General features: G+C 70.0%; 18 protein-coding genes and 2 tRNA genes. 8 read left to right on the forward strand and 12 right to left on the reverse strand.

Annotated elements, in window-relative coordinates; genetic code table 11:
- Window positions 1–134 precede the first annotated feature (134 nt).
- Window positions 135–219, reverse strand: a tRNA-Leu gene (locus tag RAB71_RS14080).
- Window positions 220–537: 318 nt separating this feature from the next.
- Here RAB71_RS14080 and RAB71_RS14085 point away from each other — a divergent pair.
- The 3 genes from RAB71_RS14085 (at window position 538) to RAB71_RS14095 (ending at window position 2,924) form a co-directional block, all read left to right on the forward strand.
- Window positions 538–993 (forward strand): VirK family protein, encoded by a 456-nt coding sequence (locus tag RAB71_RS14085; protein ID WP_010343991.1) that lies wholly within the window; start codon window positions 538–540, stop codon window positions 991–993.
- Between the two features lie 140 nt (window positions 994–1,133).
- Window positions 1,134–2,648 carry a hypothetical protein gene (locus RAB71_RS14090; protein ID WP_138985773.1) on the forward strand — a complete coding sequence of 505 codons (1,515 nt, stop codon included), beginning with the start codon at window positions 1,134–1,136 and terminating at the stop codon, window positions 2,646–2,648.
- A gap of 191 nt (window positions 2,649–2,839) precedes the next feature.
- A tRNA-Leu gene (locus RAB71_RS14095) sits at window positions 2,840–2,924 on the forward strand.
- Window positions 2,925–2,998: 74 nt separating this feature from the next.
- Here RAB71_RS14095 and RAB71_RS14100 read toward each other — a convergent pair.
- Window positions 2,999–3,196: a hypothetical protein gene (locus RAB71_RS14100; protein WP_010343993.1), complete on the reverse strand. Its 198-nt coding sequence runs from the start codon at window positions 3,194–3,196 to the stop codon at window positions 2,999–3,001.
- Window positions 3,197–3,447: 251 nt separating this feature from the next.
- Between RAB71_RS14100 and RAB71_RS14105 the strand changes: the two genes are divergently transcribed.
- Window positions 3,448–3,795 carry a helix-turn-helix domain-containing protein gene (locus RAB71_RS14105; RefSeq protein ID WP_029562242.1) on the forward strand — a complete coding sequence of 116 codons (348 nt, stop codon included), beginning with the start codon at window positions 3,448–3,450 and terminating at the stop codon, window positions 3,793–3,795.
- A gap of 156 nt (window positions 3,796–3,951) precedes the next feature.
- On the opposite strand, the gene RAB71_RS14110 is transcribed toward RAB71_RS14105, so the two are convergent.
- The 5 genes from RAB71_RS14110 to RAB71_RS14130 all read right to left on the reverse strand — a co-directional run bounded on the left by RAB71_RS14110 (window position 3,952) and on the right by RAB71_RS14130 (window position 10,407).
- Window positions 3,952–5,484: a GDSL-type esterase/lipase family protein gene (locus RAB71_RS14110; RefSeq protein ID WP_010343995.1), complete on the reverse strand. Its 1,533-nt coding sequence runs from the start codon at window positions 5,482–5,484 to the stop codon at window positions 3,952–3,954.
- Between the two features lie 200 nt (window positions 5,485–5,684).
- On the reverse strand, window positions 5,685–7,262 hold the full coding sequence (locus tag RAB71_RS14115) for a DHA2 family efflux MFS transporter permease subunit (protein WP_041500323.1): 1,578 nt from the start codon (window positions 7,260–7,262) through the stop codon (window positions 5,685–5,687).
- Between the two features lie 8 nt (window positions 7,263–7,270).
- Window positions 7,271–8,452 (reverse strand): efflux RND transporter periplasmic adaptor subunit, encoded by a 1,182-nt coding sequence (locus tag RAB71_RS14120; RefSeq protein WP_010343997.1) that lies wholly within the window; start codon window positions 8,450–8,452, stop codon window positions 7,271–7,273.
- A gap of 10 nt (window positions 8,453–8,462) precedes the next feature.
- Complete coding sequence (locus RAB71_RS14125; protein ID WP_010343998.1) at window positions 8,463–9,947, reverse strand: efflux transporter outer membrane subunit; 1,485 nt, start codon at window positions 9,945–9,947, stop codon at window positions 8,463–8,465.
- Between the two features lie 10 nt (window positions 9,948–9,957).
- Window positions 9,958–10,407 carry a MarR family winged helix-turn-helix transcriptional regulator gene (locus RAB71_RS14130; protein WP_010343999.1) on the reverse strand — a complete coding sequence of 150 codons (450 nt, stop codon included), beginning with the start codon at window positions 10,405–10,407 and terminating at the stop codon, window positions 9,958–9,960.
- A 222-nt stretch (window positions 10,408–10,629) separates the two neighbouring features.
- On the opposite strand from RAB71_RS14130, the gene RAB71_RS14135 reads away from it, so the two are divergent.
- From RAB71_RS14135 to RAB71_RS14145, 3 genes are all read left to right on the forward strand, one after another.
- A complete protein-coding gene (locus RAB71_RS14135; RefSeq protein ID WP_010344000.1) occupies window positions 10,630–11,433 on the forward strand; it encodes a helix-turn-helix domain-containing protein in 804 nt (267 codons plus the stop codon).
- Between the two features lie 57 nt (window positions 11,434–11,490).
- Window positions 11,491–13,734: a DNA topoisomerase IV subunit A gene (gene parC, locus RAB71_RS14140; protein ID WP_010344001.1), complete on the forward strand. Its 2,244-nt coding sequence runs from the start codon at window positions 11,491–11,493 to the stop codon at window positions 13,732–13,734.
- A 61-nt stretch (window positions 13,735–13,795) separates the two neighbouring features.
- Window positions 13,796–14,689, forward strand: coding sequence for a hypothetical protein (locus tag RAB71_RS14145; RefSeq protein ID WP_010344002.1), 894 nt, complete (start codon window positions 13,796–13,798; stop codon window positions 14,687–14,689).
- A 196-nt stretch (window positions 14,690–14,885) separates the two neighbouring features.
- On the opposite strand, the gene RAB71_RS14150 is transcribed toward RAB71_RS14145, so the two are convergent.
- Window positions 14,886–15,758: a helix-turn-helix transcriptional regulator gene (locus tag RAB71_RS14150; protein ID WP_010344003.1), complete on the reverse strand. Its 873-nt coding sequence runs from the start codon at window positions 15,756–15,758 to the stop codon at window positions 14,886–14,888.
- Between the two features lie 97 nt (window positions 15,759–15,855).
- Here RAB71_RS14150 and RAB71_RS14155 point away from each other — a divergent pair, with 97 nt between their 5' ends.
- Window positions 15,856–16,746, forward strand: coding sequence for an SDR family oxidoreductase (locus tag RAB71_RS14155; RefSeq protein WP_010344004.1), 891 nt, complete (start codon window positions 15,856–15,858; stop codon window positions 16,744–16,746).
- Between the two features lie 72 nt (window positions 16,747–16,818).
- Here RAB71_RS14155 and RAB71_RS14160 read toward each other — a convergent pair whose 3' ends face one another.
- The 4 genes from RAB71_RS14160 to RAB71_RS14175 all read right to left on the reverse strand — a co-directional run bounded on the left by RAB71_RS14160 (window position 16,819) and on the right by RAB71_RS14175 (window position 21,108).
- The gene (locus tag RAB71_RS14160; protein WP_010344005.1) at window positions 16,819–17,523 is read right to left on the reverse strand and encodes a TetR/AcrR family transcriptional regulator; all 705 of its coding nucleotides are present in this window, start codon (window positions 17,521–17,523) and stop codon (window positions 16,819–16,821) included.
- A 145-nt stretch (window positions 17,524–17,668) separates the two neighbouring features.
- Complete coding sequence (locus RAB71_RS14165) at window positions 17,669–19,111, reverse strand: aldehyde dehydrogenase family protein (protein WP_010344006.1); 1,443 nt, start codon at window positions 19,109–19,111, stop codon at window positions 17,669–17,671.
- A gap of 122 nt (window positions 19,112–19,233) precedes the next feature.
- The gene (locus RAB71_RS14170; RefSeq protein ID WP_041500325.1) at window positions 19,234–20,385 is read right to left on the reverse strand and encodes a hypothetical protein; all 1,152 of its coding nucleotides are present in this window, start codon (window positions 20,383–20,385) and stop codon (window positions 19,234–19,236) included.
- 84 nt (window positions 20,386–20,469) lie between these two features.
- Complete coding sequence (locus RAB71_RS14175) at window positions 20,470–21,108, reverse strand: hypothetical protein (RefSeq protein WP_010344009.1); 639 nt, start codon at window positions 21,106–21,108, stop codon at window positions 20,470–20,472.
- Window position 21,109 lies beyond the last annotated feature (1 nt).

Genomic DNA, 21,109 nt, shown 5'->3' on the forward strand with positions numbered 1-21,109 from the left:
ATGGTACTCCCATGCGGGTGGTCACCACCCGAACCGGGCGGTGCGCGCCCCGCGAGCGCGTCCCCCAGAAACGACGAAGCCCGCGTCAGCGGGCCGGTCGGTGCGAGAGTTCAGCGCTCTCGCGATCTTGCTTTTGGTGCCCAGGAGAGGACTCGAACCTCCACGGTTTTACCCGCTAGTACCTGAAACTAGTGCGTCTACCAATTCCGCCACCTGGGCGCTGAAGGCCGCGAATTCTGCGGTGCCCGCGCGACCTTGTCAACGCCTATTTCGCATTCGCTCGCGATCGCCTGCGCCGATGCCACGACCCCTTCGGGGCAAGCAGCCGCACCGCGCGCGCGTCGGCGGCGCACGCAGTCGGCGGAAAACCGCAGGTGCACTGCGGATTCCGACACGGCGCTGTCACAAGCGGACCCGCTTCGAAGATCCGGCGTGACGGCAGCGGAAGTTCGCGATTTTGTCGGTTGACCCGGATCGGCGCCCCGCTAGTTTGCATCCGGCAATCCGTCGCCCTCCCCCACGCTCCGGAGCATCCCCATGCACAGCCTGTCCGCCTCCCTGCTCGCCGCTGCCCTGTTCGCCAGCGCCACCAGCGCCTCCGCCGCCACCGCGGGCGCCGACGACGCCACGCTCAATTCCCTCACCGAGATCCAGCGCGCCCTGGACAGCGGCGCCTCGGTCGCCGTGGCGCTCGACCTGAGCCAGTGCACGCCCATTTCCGGCGGCGCCACGCCCAGCCAGACCCGCGGCGGCCTGCGCATCGGCGCCTACCGCGTCACCGCCGACGGCACCCTGTCCTTCGCCGACGAGCACGTGACGGTCGGCCGCGACGGCAAGCCGATCCAGCAGTTCCTGCGCTACCAGGTGCATCCGGACAACAGCATCGACTTCACCATGTTCGTGTTCGCCCTGCCCAGCTACCAGCAGACCGGCAGCACCCTCGGCTATCGCTGCGCGATCAATCAGGGCCTGCGCTTCAACGTCGGCTACTGACCCGCTCGGTCAGCAGCCACTGCACAGGCGTCTGGAGGATGCCTGCCGCAGACACGCGGGCCACCTCATCTCAGGGGCGGCCCGTGAACTTGGCAGCCGTCTCCGCCGGTGCGAGACTTCCTGCCTCGCTTCCGCCCCTGGTGGCCGCCCTGTTCCGGACCTCCAAACAGCCACCTGCGCCTGCCACGGCTTGCGCCAGACTGCCGCAGTTCCTGCTGCAGGCGCTAGCTCCGCTGATGGGCAACCGTCGCCCCGAGGTCACGGAAACGTTCCTGCCCACGACCAGCGCGAACGGCCTGGCGATCATCGACCAACGGCTGCGTACCTGGACCAGCGCTGCCTACGCAACGTGGTCGGCCGACACGCTGCGGAGCATCCTGATGTGTCCGATGCGCGAGGACGCGCGGCAGTCGTTGCTGTTCCTGGCATGCGCGCATCCGGATGGTCGGGAACGGCAGAAGGCGGTCTGGAATCTCGGCCAGTTCCCTTGCTATCTGAGCCTGGTCGCTGCGCTGTTGCGATCCGCCGACTGGGTACCGCAAGTGCGCTTCGCCGCGCGCGAAGCGGTCCAGCGACTGCTGGACGGCTGCAGCGCCGATGCGGTGCTGGACGCGTGGCCGCTGGTCCTGCGGCTGCAGCGATGGGAGCGCGCATCCGACGGATGGCTCGAAGCGAGCGTGGACGGCTGGATGCTGGCCCCGTCCAACGACGCTCTACTTCAGCGGGCACATGCGTCCACGGATCCGGCGCTGCGCGCCTGGGCCTACAGGGCGTCGATCGAACGCGGAAACACCCGGTTGCACGGGCAGGCGCTCATGCAGCAAGACCCGCGCATCGGTCTGCATGCGCTGCGCCATGCCCAGGAGACGCTCGATGCGGCATCCATCGCGGCGATCGCCGCGGCCGGATTGCATGCGCCGCACCCCGCTGTGCGCCGGGAATGTCTGCACGCACTTGCATCGGCGGACCCGGCGACCGCCGCCGCTGCGCTGCCGCGCGCCCTGCTGGATCGCGCGTCCGGCGTCCGCCGCCTTGCGGCCTATCTCACGCGGGAACAAGGCACCGACCCGCGCATCGCATGGCGCGCGGCACTGGACGAGGACAGCCAGGATGCCCAGATCGGCGCGCTCACATCGCTTGCCGAAGACGCCGAGCCGGAAGACGCGGCGCGCCTGCGCACACGCCTGCTCGCCACGCGCGCGAGCGTGCGCCAGCAGGCACTGAAGGGTCTGTTGCGCCTCCGGCAACCGATTCCCCCAGATACCATCAGCCGGCTCCTGCAACTGGGTGGCGGCAGGGTCATGGAGACATTGAACGACGCCATCCGCAACAGCGCGGTGACGCTCGACGCTGCTCTGATCCTGCACGTCCTTGGCGATGCAGCGACGGACGCCGCTTGCCGCGCGCGGCTGCACAGGCTCATGCGCATGTGCAGCCTCTGGGACGGTCTGACGCAGCTGCTGGCACTGCATGTGCGCGAAGCGGACCGTCACTGGTGGCTGCTGGCAATCGACGACTGGATCGACCGAAGCGACACCTATACGCCATTGGGCGAGCAACGCAAGCGCGCGCTGCTGGATGCCATCACCGAGCGCACTGCCGACCTGCCCGAGCCGCGTGCAACGAACATCCGGGCAGCCGTGCTGCGCTATTGAGACGTCAGTTGCGTGCTTGCCGAGGCGCACGCACGCGCAGCCATCGCACGAGACGCGCGCTGCGGCGTCGCGCATCGGAGGTGCTGTGATCCGGGGCAAGCGCCATCAAGGGCGCATCCCTGCCGACCGAATTGGCGCGACAAAGCGCTTGACAGCACCCGCCGCCACGCGCAGAATTCTCGTTCTGAGTTGCCCAGGTGGCGGAATTGGTAGACGCACTAGTTTCAGGTACTAGCGGGTAAAACCGTGGAGGTTCGAGTCCTCTCCTGGGCACCACGACCGACAGGTCGAGCATGATCTCAAAACCCGCTTCGGCGGGTTTTTTGTTGGCTGCATGCAGGCCGCGACGCTCAGCGCTGCGGCGGACGCAACGGACCGATGTCCACACGCACGCCCTTCACCCACACCGCCACCTTGTAGGCACGGTAGCCCGGGTTGTGGCGCTCGGCCGCACGCGCGGCCAGGTAGGCATTGGCGGCATGTACCAGCACCTGCAAGGACGGCTCCAGTTGCGCGACGCGCCGGAGTCTCACTTCGTAGGTGGCCATGCGCCCTCCCCCACGTACCGGCGGGCGCCGTGTCGTGCCGCTGTCGGCCGGCACATCGCGGCGGCGCACCGCTGTGCCGACGCCCTCGTGTCCATGACGTCCTTGTGCTGCATGCGCATCCTCGCGCGTCCGTGCGTTCCGCACCGCACGAGTATTGTATTTCCGAACAATTCGAGTCAAGCACAGCTGTACGACAAGCCGGCGGATGCTCCATATCTTGGTAGGCCCGCCGTCCCCCAAGGCCCACCGCGATGAATAGCTTCGGCGAGCGCTTGCGCGAAGCCAGAAGAGCCGCAGGGCTCACCCAGGAGCAGTTGGGCTTCGCGCTGGACGTCACCAAGTCGTCGGTCTCGGCCTGGGAGAACGACCGCGAAACGCCCAGCTTCCGCCTGCTGCCGACGCTGCGCAGCGTGCTGAACCGCTCGCTTGACGAGCTGGTGTGCGGCGTGGGCCCGGGCAAGCGCGTGCAGGACCTGCCTTCCGACTATCCGTTGCTGGCGCAGGATGCGCAGGAACGCGCACTGCTGGCCCGCTATCGCAACGCGCCGCCGGGCCACCGCGAAGCGGTACTGCAACTGCTCAAGCCCAGCAGCGGCTGAGGCGCGCTCGCGCGTTGCCCTCGCGTAATGCCGTAGGAGCGGCTTCAGCCGCCACCAGGCACTACCGACGAGCCTCGTCGCGGCTGAAGCCGCTCCTACCAGAGCAACGACATCTGCTGCCGAGTGGCAGCAAAAGCACGTCGTTCGATGCGAGCTTCAGCCGCCGACGCCGATCTCGCGCAAGGCGTCGCCCCAGATGCGGTAGCCGGCTTCGCTGGGATGGGTGCTGTCCGGCATCAGCGCCGCCGGCAGCGTGCCGTCCGGCTGCAGGAACCGCGCGCCGATGTCGAGCCAGCGCACCTGCGGGTCGTGGCCGAAGCGCGCGGCCAGCAGGCGGTTGGTCTGCAGGATCGGCGCGCGCTGTGGCGCATCGGCGGCGAAGCCGCGCGGGAAGATGCCCATCAGCACGATCCGGCTGCGCGGCAGGCGTCGCCGGACCTCGGCGACCACCGCGGCGACGCCGTCGGCGGTCTCCTGCGGCGTGTTGGCGCGCGCATGCTCGGTGCCGGTGAGATTGTTGGTGCCGACGTTGATCACCACCCAGCGCGGTGCCAGGCCGTCGACCTCGCCCTGGCGCAGCCGCCACAGCACGTTCTGGGTGCGGTCCCAGCCGAAGCCCAGGTTCAGCACGCGCGCGCCACCGAAGGTGCGCTGCCAGGCCTGCGCGCCGTTCACCCGGATCGCCTGCGGCGCGCCCGCCCAGAAATGGGTGATCGAGTCGCCGAGCATCACCACCTGCGGCTGCAGCTGGCGGGCAGCGTCCAGCGCGGCATGGTGGCGGCCGTACCAGTCGTAGGAATCCTGCTCCAGCCAGGGCACCGCGATGCGCGCGGTGTCGACGTCGGTCATCGCGTCCAGCGGCACCCGTGGCGCGTCGTCGAGCAACCTCGCCAGGGTCGGCTCGATGGCCTCGGCCATGCGCCGCTGCCCGCGCGTATCCGGGTGCAGCGCACCGCTGCCCGGCCGCTGCCGCGGATCGTAGAACAGGCCCTGATCCAGCATGCCGTCCGCGCGCTGGAACACGGTGCCGATGTCCAGGTACGTCACCCGCGGGTTGTCGCCGTAGCGCACCGCCAGTGCGCGATTGACCTCGGCATCGCGTGCGCTCTTCTGCGCCGACAGCGCACTGGGCAGCAGGCCCAGCAACAGGATGCGCGTGCGCGGCAGGCGCTGCTCCAGCGTGGCGACCACCGCCTCGATGCCGCGCACCGTGTCCGCCGCGCCCTGCCCCTCGTGGCCGGTGTTGTTGGTGCCGATCAGCACCAGCGCGACCTTGGGCCGCAGGCCGTCGACTTCGCCGTGCTGCAGGCGCCACAGCACATGCTCGGTGGCGTCGCCGCTGAAGCCGAGGTTGAGCGCGCCGCGGCTGCCGTAGAAGGTCTGCCAGGTCGACTGAAAGTCCTGGTCCGGCGCCTGCGCCTTTTCGTAGTTCTGGGTGATCGAATCGCCGATCAGCAGCAGCGGCGTCTCCGGCTGCGCACGCACCTGCGCCAGCACCTGCTGGTGGCGCTCGGCCCACCAGGCCTCGTGCAGACGGTCGGCCGGGGTCACCGGCACCGGCGATGCTGCGGGCGGCGCCGCGGCCTGCGCATGCGCAGGAGGCGCGCCGAGACACAGCAGCGCGAAGACGGTCGCGCCTGCAGACGCGGTGACGAAGCGGGCGCCGAGGGCGCGGAGAAGACGCTGCATGGGCGGGGCTGCCGAAGCCTGCGGAGCGCCGATTCTGGTGCGCGGGCCGCAGCGGCGGCAAGTAAATCGGCACCGGAGCGCGACGCCGGGCACGCAGGTCGCGCTGGCCGCATCGCGGCGGCGTGCCGGGACGACACGCCGCCGCACAAAGGACACATTGCATGACCGGCCGGCGAACGACGTCGCCGGCCGTCGCTGCCTCAGTGGCCGCCGGCGGCCGCCGCGCCGCCACCGCCGCCGAACGGCGGCTTGGCCAGCCACAGGAAGAAGATGATCCCGAGGAAAGTCCAGCCCAGCAGGTAGAAGATGTCGTTGAAGCCCATCTGCGAGGCCTGGTGGTTGATGGTGTTGTTGAGCAACGCCGCGCCGTTCTGCAGGCTGCCGTTGCCCATCATCTGCACCTGTTCCTGCATGCCCGGCGTGTAAGTGGAGATGTGTTCGGTCAGGTGCGCATGGTGCAGCTGCGTGCGCTTGGCCCACAGGTAGGTGGTCAGCGAGGCGGCGAAGCTGCCGCCCAGCGTGCGCAGGAACGTGGCCAGGCCGGAACCGGCGGCGATCTCGCGCCCGTCCAGGTCCGACAGCAGGATCTGCAGCACCGGCATGAAGAACAGCGCCACGCCCACGCCCATCAGCAACTGCACGCCGGCCACGTGCGGGAAATCCACCTGCAGGTTGAAGTCCGAGCGCATGAAGCTGGTGGTGGCCATGAAGATGAAGGCGATGCTGGCCAGCAACCGCAGGTCGAAGCGCGAGGCGTACTTGCCGACGAACGGGGTCATGATCACCGGCAGGATGCCGATCGGCGCGGTGGCCAGGCCGGCCCAGATCGCGGTGTAGCCCATGTCGCGCTGCAGCCACTGCGGGATCAGCAGCGACACGCTGAAGAACGCCGCATAGGCCACGATCAGCGCCATGGTGCCGGCGCGGAAGTTGCGGTGGCGGAACAGGCGCAGGTCGACGATCGGATCCTTGTCGGTCAGTTCCCAGATCAGGAACACCGCCAGCGCGACCGCCGAGATCGCGGCCAGCACGACGATCTTGGTCGAATTGAACCAGTCCTCGTCGTTGCCCAGGTCCAGCACCACCTGCAGGCAGCCCACGCCGATGATCAGGGTGATCAGGCCGACGTAGTCCATGCGCGGGCGTTCGGTGGGTTCGGGACGATCGCGTAACTGCGAGCCGACCACGGTCGCGGCGATGATGCCCAGCGGCACGTTGATCAGGAAGATCCATTCCCAGCTGTAGTTGTCGGTGATCCAGCCGCCGAGGATCGGCCCGGCGATGGGCGCGACCACGGTGATCATCGCCAGCAGCGCCAGCGCCTGGCCGCGTTTCTCGCGCGGATAGATCGACACCAGCAGGCTCTGGGTGATCGGGTACATCGGGCCGCAGACGAAGCCCTGCAGCGCGCGCGACACCACCAGCATGCCCATGCTCTGGGCCAGGCCGCACAGCAGCGAGGCCGCGGTGAAGGCCAGCGTGGCCCACACGAACAGCTTGGTCTCGCCGAAGCGGCGGCTGAGGAAGCCGGTCAGCGGCAGCGCGATGGCGTTGCTGACCGCGAACGAGGTGATGACCCAGGTGGCCTGCTGCGAACTGGCGCCGAGGTTGCCGGCGATGGTGGGCAGCGACACGTTGGCGATGGTGGTGTCGAGCACCTGCATGAACGAGGCCATCGCCAGGCCCACCGTGCACAACGCCACACTGGCCGGGCGGAACCCGGCGGCCGGTGCGCCCGGAGCCCCGGGCGCGGCGGGAGCGGCAGCTTGGTTGGACATGACCGGGCTCAGTTCGCCTTGGCGGCGTCGGGCAGGTTGGCGTGGATGATCTGCTTCACGGCCGCGTCGGCCTGCTGCAGCTGCTGCGCATAGACGTCGGTATCCAGCAGCGTGCCGCTGGCCGGCTTGGCCGGCAGCACCCCGCCGTTCTGGTCATGCAGGTTGACGTCGGCCTTCATCGACAGGCCGATGCGCAGCGGGTGCTGCTCCAGTTGCTTGGCGTCGATGGCGATGCGCACCGGCACGCGCTGCACGATCTTGATCCAGTTGCCGCTGGCGTTCTGCGCCGGCAGCAGCGAGAACGCGCTGCCGGTGCCGATGCCCAGGCTCTGCACGGTGCCGCGGTAGGTCACCGCGCTGCCGTACACGTCCGACTCCAGTTCCACCGGCTGGCCCAGGCGCATGTGCTTGAGCTGGGTTTCCTTGAAGTTGGCGTCCACCCACACCTGGTTCAGCGGCACCACCGCCATCAGCGCGGTGCCGGGCTGCACGCGCTGGCCGACCTGCACCGAGCGCCGCGCCACGTAGCCGGACACCGGCGCGACGATGGCACTGCGGGCGTTGTTGAGGAAGGCCTGACGCACCTGCGCGGCGGCGCCCTGCACGTCGGGCTGGTCGGCCACGCCGTTCTCGTCGATCAAGGCGCGGTTGCGCGCCAGGGTCTCGCGCGAGCCGCTGACCGCGGCCTCGGCGGCAGCCAGCTGGTCGCGGGCATGCGCCAGCTCTTCGGCGGAGATCGCGCCGGTGGCGACCAGGCTGGCGCGGCGGGCGACGTCGGCGCGGGCGCGCTGCAGGGTCACCTGCTGCGCGGACAGTTCGGCCTGGGCGCCCTCGACCGAGCGGTACAGACCGCGCACCTGGCGCACGGTGCGCGCCAGATTGGCCTCGGCCTGCTGCAGCGCGACCTCGGTGTCGGCCGGGTCGAGCTTGACCAGCGGCTGGCCGCGCTCCACGCGCATGCCGTCGTCGGCATCGATGCGCACCACGGTGCCGGCCACCATCGGGGTGATCTGCACCAGGTTGCCCTGCACGTAGGCGTCGTCGGTGTCCTCGTGCCAGCGGCCGACCAGGAAGTACCAGATCGCCAGCGCGATCAGCACCAGCACCACTACCACGGCCAGGCCGCGCAGCAGCTTGCCGCGCCGGCTGGAGGCGGGAGCGGAGGAAGCGGGGGTCGTTGTCTGATTCATTGCAGCGATCTCAGGAATGCGAAGGTGCGGAAGAAGAGCTCGGCGCGTCGGCGGCGGAGGTGGCGTCGTAGCCGCCGCCCAGCGCCTGATTCAGGCGCACCGAGACCAGGATCTGATTGGCTTGCAGGGACGCCAGGCGCTGTTGCGCGTCGAGCAACTGCTGCTGCGCGCTGAGCACGTCCAGGTAGTTGCCGATGCCGGCGCGGTAGCGCTGCTGCGACAGGTCGAAGGCGGCCTGTGCGGTCTCCAGCGCCTGCGCCTGCTGCTGCGCCTGCTCGGCCAGCGAACGCGCCGCGTTGACCTGGTCGGCCACCTCGCGCAGCGCCGCCACCAGGGTCTGGTTGTAGTTGGCCACCGCCAGGTCGTATTGCGCATCGCGCTCGGCCAGCTGGCTGCGCAGCCGCCCGCTGTCGAACAGCGGCAGGCTCACGCCGGGGCTGAGCAGGCCCAGCACCGAGGAACTCTTGAACAGGTCGCCCGGGTTGGTGGCTGCCACGCCGCCCAGCAGGCTCAGGTTGATGCTGGGATAGAACTGCGCCTTGGCCGCATGGATGCCCTGCGAGGCGGCTTCCACGCGCCAGCGCGCGGCGACCACGTCGGGTCGGCGGCCGAGCAGGTCGCTGGGCAGCACCGACGGCACCCGCGCGGCCTGGGGGTCGAGCAGGCGCGGCCGCTCGATCTGCAGCCCGCGGTCCGGGCCGCGGCCGAGCAAGGCCGCCAGCGCGGTGCGCGCTTCGTCGATCTGCTGCTGCGCGGCGGCCTGCTGCTGGCGCGCCGCCGGCACCCGCGCCTCGGCCTGGCGCAGTTGCAGGTTGCTGTCGATGCCGGCATCGCGACGCTGCCGCACCAGCTTCAGGCTGTTCTCCGAGCGCGCCAGTTCGGCGCCGGCCAGGTCGTACAGATGCCAGGCGTAGCCCAGCTGCGCGTAGGCGCGGGCGACGCCGGCCGACAGGTCCAGGCGTGCGGCCTGCGCGTCGACCTCGGCCGCATGCGCCTGGTCCACCGCCGCCTCCCACGAGGCGCGCTTGCCGCCCCACAGGTCGAAGCCGTAGCTGAAGTCCAGCAGCGCCTGTTCGTTGTGGATGTACTTGCCGCCGATCTCGTCGCCGACCAGGCCCTTGGGCAGTTGCAGGCCGGTGTAGCCGGCCGACAGCGACAGCTTGGCGCCGCGGTCGGCATCGGCCGCGCCGGCCTGCGCCTGCGCTAGGCGCAGCCGCGCATCGGCGGCGTCCAGGCTGGGCGTGCCCTGCAGGGCCTCGGCGATCAGCGCGTCGAGCTGCGGATCGCCCAGCGCCTTCCACCAGTCCTGCTGCGGCCACGGCGCCGGCGCCAGTGCGTCGGCGGCCAGGGTCTTGTCGATGTGCAGCTGGCGGTCGGCATCGAGTCGGCGCCCCTGCGGTTCCAGGCCACGGCTGCTGGCGCAGGCCGCCAGCGCCAGGGTGAGGGCCGCGACCGCGAATGGACGCAGGCGGGAAGGAGAAGAAGACAGAGTCATGTGGGCGGGTTCAGTGCGAATTGAGGGAGTCGCGGACGCGGGCCAACAACGAGAACAGTTGCTCGCGCTCTTCAGCGGACAGATCGCGCAGCGCGTCGGCGATGGCGTCGTCGCCGCGCTGTTTGAGTTGCTGCCACAGCGCGCGGCCGTCGTCGGTGAGCACGATCTGCAGCGCGCGGCGGTCCTGCGCATGCGCCTCGCGACGCACCCAGCCCAGGTCTTCCAGCTTGTCCAGCAGACGCGTCACCGCGCTGGGGTTCTGGTCGATGGCCTGGGCCAGTTCGTTGGCGGTGCATGGCGCCATGTAGGCCAGGGCCTTCATGCCGAGGTAGTGGCTGAAGCCCAGTTCCGGCTCCAACCCGGTCATGGCCTGGTCGAGACGGCGCATCAGGCCGTCACGCACCTGGCGCAGGAGCAGGCCGAACGAGGGCGGGCCAGGCAGGGAGGGAGCGCAGTTCATGGGCGCCTATTATTTTCATTTAGAAATATATGTCAAGAAAATATCCCCATGGAAATTAGATGCTGCGTTGCAACGGAGGAACGCTGACGGCGAGCGCACTGTAGCGGCGGCCGCGCCTGGCTCGGTATTACAATCGGGACAATGGATATCGAAATCGCGCCAACCCACGCCGTGCCCTCCCCGGTCGCAAACGGATCCGACAGTGCCCTGGACCCGCGCGCCATGGAGTGGTTCGAACGCGCCGATGGGCCACCCGCGCTGGCCTTTCTGGCGCATTCGCCGGTGTCGCTGCGGCGCGAGGTGGACTGGCACCGCCACGTGCGCGGCCAGTTGATCTACGTGGAGGACGGCGTGCTGGGCACCCGCACCGCGCACGGCCAGTGGTCGCTGCCGCCGGGCTGCGCCGGCTGGATGCCGCCGCAGGAACTGCACACGGTGCAGGTGTCCGGGCGGGTGCGCAGCTACCTGGTGCTGCTCCGCCCCGACGTCTGCGCCGACCTGCCGCCGCGGACCTGCGTGATCGGCATGAACGGCCTGTTCCGGGAGGTGCTGCGGCGGATGACCCAATGGGGCGTGCCGCTGGAACTGGAGGCCGAGCAGCAGCGCCTGTGCGCGGTGCTGCTGGACGAGGTGCGCAACGCCCCGGTTGAGCACCTGCACCTGCCGATGCCGCGCGACCGGCGCCTGTTGCGCATCGCCACCCAGTTGCTGGAGACCCCCGCCGACGACCGCTCGCTGGCGCAATGGGCGCACTGGGCCGGGCTGTCGCCGCGCAGCCTGAGCCGGCACTTCCGCGACGAGACCGGGTTCGGCTTCGCCGGCTGGCGCCAGCAGGCGCGGCTGGCCGAGGCGCTGCGCCGGCTCAGCGACGGCGCCAGCGTCGCCGACACCGCCTTCCGCCTGGGCTACAGCAGCCCCAGCGCCTTCGTCACCGCCTTTCGCGGCCGCTTCGGCCATCCTCCGGCCCGTTACCTGGCCAGCGCCGGCGGCACGCGCGGCTTGGCATCGCCAGCCGCATCCGGATAATCGACCGGCTGACCTGCGGCGCCTGGCGCCGCGTTCCCCTATAGGTACTTCCTGCGCATGACCGATCTCGCCCGCCCCGCCTTCCATGGTTTCGAGCAGCTGCCGCTGCGCGAATACGCCGAACGCGCCTACCTCGACTACTCCATGTACGTGGTGCTGGACCGCGCCCTGCCGTTCCTCGGCGACGGGCTCAAGCCGGTGCAGCGGCGCATCATCTACGCGATGAGCGAGCTGGGCCTGAACGCGACGGCCAAGCCGAAGAAGTCCGCGCGCACCGTCGGCGACGTGATCGGCAAGTACCACCCGCACGGCGACAGCGCCTGCTACGAAGCGCTGGTGCTGATGGCGCAGCCGTTCTCCTACCGCTACCCGCTGATCGAAGGCCAGGGCAACTTCGGCTCCACCGACGACCCGAAGTCGTTCGCGGCGATGCGCTACACCGAGTCCAAGCTGACCCCGATCGCCGAAGTGCTGCTGGGCGAACTGGGCCAGGGCACGGTGGACTGGTCGCCGAACTTCGACGGCACCCTGGACGAGCCGACCTGGATGCCGGCGCGGCTGCCGCACCTGCTGCTCAACGGCACCACCGGCATCGCCGTGGGCATGGCCACCGACGTGCCGCCGCACAACCTCAACGAGATCGTCAGCGCGCTGATCCGCCTGCTCGACGACCCCGATGCCAGCGTCGCCGACCTGTGCGAGCACGTGCGCGGCCCGGACTACCCGACCACCGCCGAGATCATCACCCCGGCCGCCGACCTGCGCACCATTTACGAAACCGGCCATGGCAGCGTGCGCGCCCGCGCCACCTACCAGAAGGAAAACGCCAACATCGTGGTCACGGCGCTGCCCTACCAGGTGTCGCCGTCGAAGGTGATCGAGCAGATCGCGCAGCAGATGCGCGCCAAGAAGCTGCCGTGGCTGGAAGATATCCGCGACGAGTCCGATCACGCCAACCCGGTGCGGGTGGTGCTGGTGCCGCGCTCCAACCGGGTCGACGCCGAGCAGCTGATGGGTCACCTGTTCGCCACCACCGACCTGGAGCGCAGCTACCGGGTCAACCTCAACGTGATCGGCCTGGACGGCCGCCCGCAGGTCAAGAACCTCAAGACCCTGCTGGAGGAATGGCTGCGCTTCCGCAGCGACACCGTGGTGCGCCGCCTCAACCACCGGCTGGAGAAGGTCGAGCGCCGCCTGCACCTGTTGGAAGGGTTGCTGACCGCGTTCCTCAACCTGGACGAAGTGATCCGCATCATCCGCACCGAGGACGAGCCGAAGCCGGCGCTGATCGCGCGCTTCGGACTCAGCGAGGAACAGGCCGACTACATCCTGGAAACGCGCCTGCGCCAGCTGGCGCGGCTGGAAGAGATGAAGATCCGCGGCGAGCAGGACGCGCTGGCCAAGGAACGCGAGCAGCTGCAGGCGCTGCTGGCCAGCAAGACCAAGCTGAAGAAGCTGATCAAGGACGAGCTGACGGCCGACGCCAAGAAGTTCGGCGATGCGCGGCGTTCGCCGCTGGTGCAGCGCGGCGCGGCCCAGGCCATCGACGAGACCGAGCTGGTGCCGAGCGAGCCGATGACCGTGGTGATGTCGGAGAAGGGCTGGATCCGCGCGGCCAAGGGCCACGACGTGGACCCGGCGGCGCTGTCCTACCGCGACGGCGACGGCCTGCTGGCGGCGGTGCGCGCACGCAGCACGCAGCAGGTGGCGTTCCTGGATTCGGAAGGCCGCGCCTATTCGACCCTGGTCCACACCCTGCCCTCGGCGCGCGGCAACGGCGAACCGCTGACCGGACGCTTCTCGCCCGCGGCCGGCGCGTCGTTCCAGGCCATCGCCAGCGGCGAGAACGACAGCCGCCTGGTGCTGGCGTCCTCGCACGGCTACGGCTTCGTCACCCGCTTCGAGAACCTGACCAGCCGCAACAAGGCCGGCAAGGCCATGCTCAACCTGACCCCGAACGCCAAGGTGCTGCCGCCGGCGCCGGTGAGCGGCGCCGGCAGCGACCGCATCGTCGCGGTCACCAGCGCCGGCCACCTGCTGGCGTTCCCGGTCGCCGACCTGCCCGAGCTGGACAAGGGCAAGGGCAACAAGATCATCGACATCCCCAAGGCCAAGCTCAGCACCGAGCGGGTGGTGGCGATCGCCGCGGTGGCGCCGGGCAACACGCTGCTGGTCAAGAGCGGCCAGCGCACCATGTCGCTGTCGTTCAAGGACCTGGACGCCTACCTCGGCGCCCGCGCCAGCCGCGGCGGATTGCTGCCGCGCGGCTGGCAGAAGGTCGACGATCTGGCGGTGGAGTAAGCACGTCGCTGGGCAAGTGCCAGCGCCGGCATCGCAGTCATCTCAACGAAGGAACGCAACCATGAACGAGAATGTGAGCAACGCCGGCAACGACGCTTCCTTGATGGCCAGGGTGGAGAGGCTGGAGCAACAGCTCCAGGCCAAGGACCAACGCCTGCGCCGCGCCGTGACGGTCAACCGGGTGCTGCTGTTCGGCGTCGCCGCCCTGGTGGTCGCCAGCGCCGGCGCCATCACCAGCGTCGGCGAACAACTGAGCCAGTACATGGATTTCTCCAGCACGCCGGTGTCCGCGCCAGCGCTGGACACCTCGGTGCGCTGGGGCCGGCGCGATGCGTCCAATGTCGGCCCGGGCTACACCAACGAGATCCTGTCGCTGATCTCCGAGTCCGACCAGCAGAATTCCTTCAGTTGGCCGCTGTACATCCAGCTCAACGCGACCAAACATCCCAACGCGACCCAGGACAGTTCGCAAAGCGTGGGCGCCACCGTCCGTGCGTTCCAGCGCAGCACCGGTTCGCCGTGGCTGGCAGGCTTCCACAGCGAGCTGTTCCACGGCTACGACGGGATCGCGGGACAAAACGTCGCAACGCATGGCACCAGCATCCTGTTCAACGGCGAACTGACCTCCTACACCAACGGCGGTTCGACCATCGGCCTCAATCTGCTCAACACCCCGGGTTCAAGCACCGCCGGCACGCATGCCATCCAGATCCAGCCGGGCACGCGCGGCTGGCAGAACGGCATCCACTTCGACAGCGGCGCGCTCGGCAACATCGGCATCAACTTCGACCAGTCCAACTACAACATGGGCATCGACCTTGGCGACAACAGCCTGAGAATGAATGCCAATCAACGCATCATCCTCGAGAAGTACGGCAGCGTGTATCTGCGCTACAACAGCTCAAGCGACAAGGTGGAACTGGTCAAGAAGGGCAGCGTCGTCGCCTCCTGGTGAGGCCTTGGGCGATCGAAACTGTCCACCTCGGCCAGCAGATCCACCTTCTTTATCGTAGGAACGGCTTCACCGCGACAGCTCACGAGGTCGCGGCTGAAGCCGCTCCTACGGCACCAGACTCCAGGTCGCCACCGCTGTTCTCAAGCGCAAGGATGGCGCGACGAGGCGCGCGCCAGTTATCCCAGGTCTCCGCTGTTCAACCTGGCGCCAGCGCCGTCTCCTCCCGCGCACCCTCGGCCGCACCATGCGCGGCAGCCAGCGCGCGAATGCGCGCGGCCACGCCGGCATCGACGGGCGTGTAGACGATCATGCCCAGGTCCGGCCGGCCATCGACGGCGAAGGCCGAGTACTCCAGCGCGATCTCGCCGAGCAGCGGATGCCTGAGACGCTTTTCGCCATCGCCCTCGCCGTGGCTCAACACCTCGTGGTCGTGCCACAGGGCCGCGAACTCGGCGCTGCGCGCGCACAATTCGGTCACCAGGGCCGCCGCGTCCGACGCGATGCCCGCACGCACCACGTCGGCACGAAACGCGCCCACCACGAAGCGTGCCACCCTCGCCCAATCGTGCTGCTTGGCACGCGTGGCGGGGTGACAGAACAGGAAGCGCAGGATGTTGCGCTCGCCGACGGGGAGCTGGCCGTAGTCGGTCAGCACCACAGCCGCCGCGCGATTCCAGGCCACCACGTCCCAGGTCGGCGTCTTGACGATGGCCGGACTGGTTTCCAGCGCATCGAGGACGCGCTGCAGCCGCGGGTCGACCCCCGCCACCGCGCGGTAGCGCACCTCCGGCCGGCGCCCCAGCGCGACCATGAACAGGTGGTCGCGCTCGGCCTCGGTCAACAGCAGCGCGCCGGCGATGCGCTCCAGCACCTGCGCCGACGGCGCGCCCCCACGCCCCTGTTCCAGCCAGGTGTACCAGGTCGGGCTGATGTTGGCGCGCTGCGCGACCTCCTCGCGGCGCAGACCCGGCGTGCGCCGACGGCCGGAGAAGCCGAAGCTGGCGGGATCGAGCCGGGTCCGGCGGCTGCGCAGGAAGTCGCCCAGGGAATGGGCTGGATCGGAATGCATGGCGAGCCTGTTAGTCGCTTTACTACGATGACGTCACTACTTTAACGGGATACGCCGATGCCGGAGAGTCGATCGCACCGACACAACGGAGTGCACCATGCGTATCTTCCTGACCGGCGCGACCGGTTTCATCGGCTCGGCACTGGTTCCCGAGCTGCTCCAGGCCGGCCATCGCGTGCTCGGCATGACCCGATCGGAGGCCGGCGCGCAGGCGCTGCGCGCGGCCGGCGCCGAGGTCCATCATGGCACGCTCGAGGATCCGGACAGCCTGGCGCGTGGCGCCGCGCAGGCCGATGCGGTGATCCACGCGGCGTTCGATCATGACTTCAGCAACTTCGCCGCGAACTGCGAGAAGGACAGACGCGCGATCGCGGCCCTCGGCGCGGCGCTGCACGGCTCCGATCGCCCGCTGCTGATCACCTCGGGCACCGGCGTGGGCAGCGGCGAACACGGCGAGCCCGCCAGCGAGGACGTGTTCAACGCCTCCCACCCGAATCCGCGCATCGCCTCCGAGCAGGCCGGCAACGCGTTGCTCGAGGCCGGGGTCAATGTCTCGGTGATGCGGCTGCCGCAGGTCCATACCCCGTATCGGCAAGGGCTGGTCACCCCGCTGGTGGCGATCGCGCGCGACAAGGGCGTGGTCGCCTATGTCGGCGACGGCAGCAACCGCTGGCCGGCGGGCCACCTGTCCGACGTGGTGCGGCTGTACCGTCTTGCGATCGAGAGGGCGCAGCCGGGCGCGCGTTATCACGCTGTGGGCGAGGAAGGCATCCGCAGCCGCGAGATCGCCGAGGCGCTGGGGCGCGGCCTGAGGCTGCCGGTGGTGTCGATCGCGCCGAGCGAGGCCGCCGCGCATTTCGGCTGGATGGCGATGTTCGTGCAACTCGACATGCCGGCCTCGAGCGCGCTGACCCAGGCCAGGCTCGGCTGGACGCCGACCGGCCCGACGCTGATCGCGGATCTGGACGCAGGCAAGTTCGCTGCCTAGCCACGCGGTCTGCACGGCATGTACAGCCTCCTGCGGGTGCCGCGCCTTGTCTGCGGACGCGTCGCTGCTGCCTCAGGCGGCGTCTGTCGACGCCTGCTCCGCGCTGTCATCCGCCGCCGCGCCATCGCGCAGTTGTTCGATATGGCTGGCGATCATCGCCGCCACCGTATCGGCCACCGCGCGGGCGCTGAGGCGGGTGTCGAACAGCAACTCCACGGTGGCATAGATCAGGTCGACCACGATGCGGCTGACCAGGCGCAACTGGCGCGGGTCGGCGTCGGGGAAGGCCTCACTGAGGAAGCGCACCTGGCCCTTGGTCACCTGCGCATGCGAATCCAGGCGCACCTGCTGCAGCGCCGGCACCGCGCGTAGCGCGCGCAGCACCCAGACACCGCCTTCGGTCGCCTTGGTGACGCGGTAGGTATCCAGCACCAGTCCGGCCAGCGCGCGCTGCAACGCCTCGCGCGTGCCGCTCATCGCCTGCAGGGTGATCCACTTGGGGATGAGCTGGTTCTGCCGCTCCATCAGCCGCCGGCCCAGTTCCGACAGCAGCGCGTACTTGTTCGGGAAATAGCGGTACAGCGCCGGCGGCGTCAGCCCGGCCCGCGCGCACACCAGGTTGGTGGACAGCCGCTCCACGCCGACGTCGCCGAGCAGTTGCGCGGTGACCGAGAGGATCTGTTCATAGGTCTCGGTGGCGCGATGCTGGGCCGGCACCTTGTTCCCGGTCAGGCGCGGGCGGTGCGGTGCGGGGGAACGCGGCGTGTCGGCGGGCATGGGATCTCGATGGTGATGAAGCGGCACAGGCCGCGTTGCGGCGCGCATCGCCGCGGCCCTGCGCGCGCGGACGGCGCCGCAGCGCCGCTGCACGCGCCGACAACGCATCTTACCGCGCGCGTCCCTGGCCCATCGGCAACGACGCTCAGCGCCGCGCCAACCAACCGCTGAGGCCGGCCGCCAAGCGTTGCTGCAGGGCGGTGTACGGAGGAAAGAACGCCTTGACGATCGGCAGGCGCCCACCCTGCAGCAGCGCGCGCTCGTGCGAGAAAGTGCGAAAGCCGTGCACGCCGTGCGCACTGCCGAATCCCGAGGCACCGACCCCGCCGAACGGCAGGCCGCTGTGCACGAACTGCTGCAGGCAGTGGTTGACCACCGCACTGCCGGAACTGGTGCGCGCCAACACCCGCGCGATGCAGGCGCGGTCGCGACTCCACAGGTACAGCGCCAGCGGCTTGGGCGCGGCATCGAGTCGGTCGAGCACCTCCTCCAACTGCTCGAACTCGACCACCGGCAGCACCGGACCAAAGATCTCTTCCTGCGCGATGCGCGCCTGCGCCGGCACCTGCGCCAGCAGCGTCGGCGCCACGTAGCGCCGCGCCGCGTCGTGCTCGCCACCGGCCAGCAGTTGCGCGCCATTGGCGCGCGCCTGGTCGATCAGCGCGGCCACGCGCGCGGCATGTGCCGGGTGGATCATGCGCGCCAGGTGCGGACTGGCGGCGACCGCCTGCGCATCGGCACCGTAGCGTTGCACCAGCAGGGCGCGGCAGTGTTCGAGCAGGCGCGCGCTGACGTCGCGATGCACGAACAAGGTATCCGGGGCGATGCAGGTCTGTCCGGCATTGACCAGCTTGGCCCAGACGATCACCTCGGCGGCGCGGCGCAGGTCGGCGCTGCGGTCGACGATCACCGGCGACTTGCCGCCCAGTTCCAGCGTCACCGGCGTGAGCTGCCGCGCCGCCGCGGCCATCACCTGCCGGCCCACCGCCGCCGACCCGGTGAAGAACACATGGTCGAACGGACAGGCCAGCAAGGCCTGCGCGGTGGCCGCCCCGCCCTGCACCAGGGCCACCTCTTCCGGCGCGAATGCCTCGTCCAGCACTGCCTGCAGCACCGCGTTGACCTGCGGTGTGAATTCGGAGGGCTTGATCAGCGCCGTGTTGCCGGCGGCCAACGCCGACACCAGCGGCCCCAGCACGGTGGCCACCGGGTAGTTCCAGGGTCCGATGATCAGGCAGCGGCCCTTGGACTGGAACGCGATGCGCGCGCGCGTACCCAGGGCCAGCAAGGTGGGCGAGACCCTGCGCGGACGCATCCAGCGCGGCAACTGTGCGATCGCGGTGGCGATCTCGTCGACCACCGGCAGCACTTCGGTCAACTCCACTTCCAGCGCCGGCTTGGCGAAATCGGCGGCGAAGGCCGCGACCAGCGCCTGCCGTCGCGCCAGCAGCGCATCGCGCAGCGCACGCAGGCGGGCGCGTCGCGCATTCGCCGAGGCGCCGCGCCAGGCCAGCGCGGTGGCCTGCTGCGCGGCGAACAGTGCCGCGATTGTGTCCGGCGCGGTGTCCTGCACGGGCTCAGGCGACATCGTCATTCTCCTGCTTGGCGGAGGTCGGCGACCCCGCTTCACGCAGCAGCGCCCTGCCCTGCGCCACGCGCGGCATGCCGGCACGCATCGCAGTCCCAATCAGCGCACGCGCATGGCGCCGCTCACCCAGCATGCGAGCCGGCCTGCAAGGCAGTCGCATGGCGTTGCCGCCGGCCGATCCACAACGCCAGCAGCGCCGCGGCGAAAGCAAAGCCCAGGCCGACCAGCGGCACCGGCGCCGGATCGTCGGCGTGCAGCAGCAGCGAGGCCAGCAACGGCCCGCAGGCCGATCCGATCAATTGCGCGGCCGGCACCAGCACCGCCACCCGCCCCTGCGCATCGGCGCGCAGCGCCAGGCCGACATGGAACGGCATCAGGAACATCCAGGTGAAGCCAAACGCCACGCACACTGCCGCGAACCCGAGTGCCGGCGCGCCAGGAACCCGATACATCGCCGCGGCCACCAGGCATAGCGCCAGGCTGCCGAGGGTCAGGGTCGCCGACACCGACAGCCGCCGCACCCAATAGATCGCCGCCAGCCCGCCGACGATCTGCATGCCCAGCACCCACGAGGTCTGCAGTTGCGCCGCGTGCGCGTCCAGTCCCGCGCGCAGCGCCAGCGGCTCCAGGTAGGCCCACAGCGCGCCGATCGCCGACATCTGCAGGAACGCCACCAGCAGCGGCGCCAGAGTCGCCGGCGACCAGCGCAGCCTGGCGGTGGCGATCGTCGCGCACTGGACGCCGGCGGCGGGGGCCTGGCTCGCCGCTGCCGGCAGGGCCGCCGCCAGCGGCAGCACCAGCAGGCAGGTCGCGGCCATGGCGACGAAGCCGCCCTTCCAGCCGGCCGCCGGCAACACCCACAGCGCCAGCGCCGCCGCCAGCGCGATCTGCGCCAGCGCCTGCAGCACCATGAACACCGCGGTGACCCGGTCCGGCGTGGCCGCGCGCACGATGCTGACCGTGGCCACCCAGACCAACAACCCTTCGGCCAGGCCGGCGGCCGCACGCAGCACGACGAAAGCCGCATCGCCCTGCGCCTGCACCGTGGCCAGGTTCAGCGCCGCGGCCAGCAACGCCGCCACGATCGCGGTGGCGCGCTGCCAGGACACCGGCAGCAGCGCATCGCCCAATGCCACGCCGATGCCCAGGGCGATGATCTCGCCCATCGCCACCACGCCCACGCCGGGCAGCGTGATCAGGTGTTGCTCGACCAGCGCGCCGAGCACGATCGGCTGTACGCCGAGGATCAGCAGGGCGATGGCGCCGATCGACAAGGCCGCCGCAAGCGGGCGCGGGGCCTGGACGGCGCTTGCCGCGCTGGAGGACGGGGATGGCATGGCGGTCATCGCAGTGGACCCTCAGTAGCCTTTGCTTTCGGCCGGCAATTCGCCCGCGGCGAAGGCCGCGGCGGCACGCCGCTGGTCCTTGCGCAGCCGCCCGTTGGCGATGCGCCGCACCCACCAGGGCAGCTCCCGCACCCGGCCGCCGGTGGCCGCGGCGAGGACGTAGGCCTTGGCGCATTTCTCGAACAACTCCACGTTCAACGCCAGCCGCTGCGCACTGGTCCCCAGGCACAGCGGGCGCCCGCCCAGCAGCAGGGCGTTGCCGATCTGCGGCGGCCCGCTGGTCACCCGATCCACAGCCGCCAACGGCGCCGGCATCGGCCCGATGTGCCGGGCCTGCTCGTCGAACACCTGCGGCAGCACGCCGCCGACGTCGGCCAGGCGCAAGCCGAACACGCCGGCCGACCAGGCGCTGGCGCCGACATCCGGACGCCGCGCGTACACCTGCGCGTGCACCTGCGCCGCGGGCGGCAGCGCCGGATCGCGCCAGTCCAGCCACTGCGGCCGCTCCGCATCGAGCGCACCGCAGCACATCGCCGTGGTGCCCGGACAACGCAGCGCCAGCGCCGCCGCGTCGTCGCCGAGCAGACGCTTGGCGGCGAGCCGCTCGCGGGTCTGCAGCCACAGCGCTTCGATGTGCGAGAGGGTGGGCATG

Origin of the sequence: Xanthomonas sacchari, assembly GCF_040529065.1 — a bacterium.
GTDB classification, from domain to species: domain Bacteria; phylum Pseudomonadota; class Gammaproteobacteria; order Xanthomonadales; family Xanthomonadaceae; genus Xanthomonas_A; species Xanthomonas_A sacchari.

What these genes read in the sequence shown, in the direction of transcription:
- RAB71_RS14085 (WP_010343991.1), top strand. Translation starts at nt 538, where the DNA reads ATGCACAGCCTGTCCGCCTCCCTGCTCGCCGCTGCCCTGTTCGCCAGC.
- RAB71_RS14100 (WP_010343993.1), bottom strand. Translation starts at nt 3,196, where the DNA reads ATGGCCACCTACGAAGTGAGACTCCGGCGCGTCGCGCAACTGGAGCCG.
- RAB71_RS14105 (WP_029562242.1), top strand. Translation starts at nt 3,448, where the DNA reads ATGAATAGCTTCGGCGAGCGCTTGCGCGAAGCCAGAAGAGCCGCAGGG.
- RAB71_RS14110 (WP_010343995.1), bottom strand. Translation starts at nt 5,484, where the DNA reads ATGCAGCGTCTTCTCCGCGCCCTCGGCGCCCGCTTCGTCACCGCGTCT.
- RAB71_RS14115 (WP_041500323.1), bottom strand. Translation starts at nt 7,262, where the DNA reads ATGTCCAACCAAGCTGCCGCTCCCGCCGCGCCCGGGGCTCCGGGCGCA.
- RAB71_RS14120 (WP_010343997.1), bottom strand. Translation starts at nt 8,452, where the DNA reads ATGAATCAGACAACGACCCCCGCTTCCTCCGCTCCCGCCTCCAGCCGG.
- RAB71_RS14125 (WP_010343998.1), bottom strand. Translation starts at nt 9,947, where the DNA reads ATGACTCTGTCTTCTTCTCCTTCCCGCCTGCGTCCATTCGCGGTCGCG.
- RAB71_RS14130 (WP_010343999.1), bottom strand. Translation starts at nt 10,407, where the DNA reads ATGAACTGCGCTCCCTCCCTGCCTGGCCCGCCCTCGTTCGGCCTGCTC.
- RAB71_RS14135 (WP_010344000.1), top strand. Translation starts at nt 10,630, where the DNA reads ATGGAGTGGTTCGAACGCGCCGATGGGCCACCCGCGCTGGCCTTTCTG.
- parC (WP_010344001.1), top strand. Translation starts at nt 11,491, where the DNA reads ATGACCGATCTCGCCCGCCCCGCCTTCCATGGTTTCGAGCAGCTGCCG.
- RAB71_RS14145 (WP_010344002.1), top strand. Translation starts at nt 13,796, where the DNA reads ATGAACGAGAATGTGAGCAACGCCGGCAACGACGCTTCCTTGATGGCC.
- RAB71_RS14150 (WP_010344003.1), bottom strand. Translation starts at nt 15,758, where the DNA reads ATGCATTCCGATCCAGCCCATTCCCTGGGCGACTTCCTGCGCAGCCGC.
- RAB71_RS14155 (WP_010344004.1), top strand. Translation starts at nt 15,856, where the DNA reads ATGCGTATCTTCCTGACCGGCGCGACCGGTTTCATCGGCTCGGCACTG.
- RAB71_RS14160 (WP_010344005.1), bottom strand. Translation starts at nt 17,523, where the DNA reads ATGCCCGCCGACACGCCGCGTTCCCCCGCACCGCACCGCCCGCGCCTG.
- RAB71_RS14165 (WP_010344006.1), bottom strand. Translation starts at nt 19,111, where the DNA reads ATGTCGCCTGAGCCCGTGCAGGACACCGCGCCGGACACAATCGCGGCA.
- RAB71_RS14175 (WP_010344009.1), bottom strand. Translation starts at nt 21,108, where the DNA reads ATGCCCACCCTCTCGCACATCGAAGCGCTGTGGCTGCAGACCCGCGAG.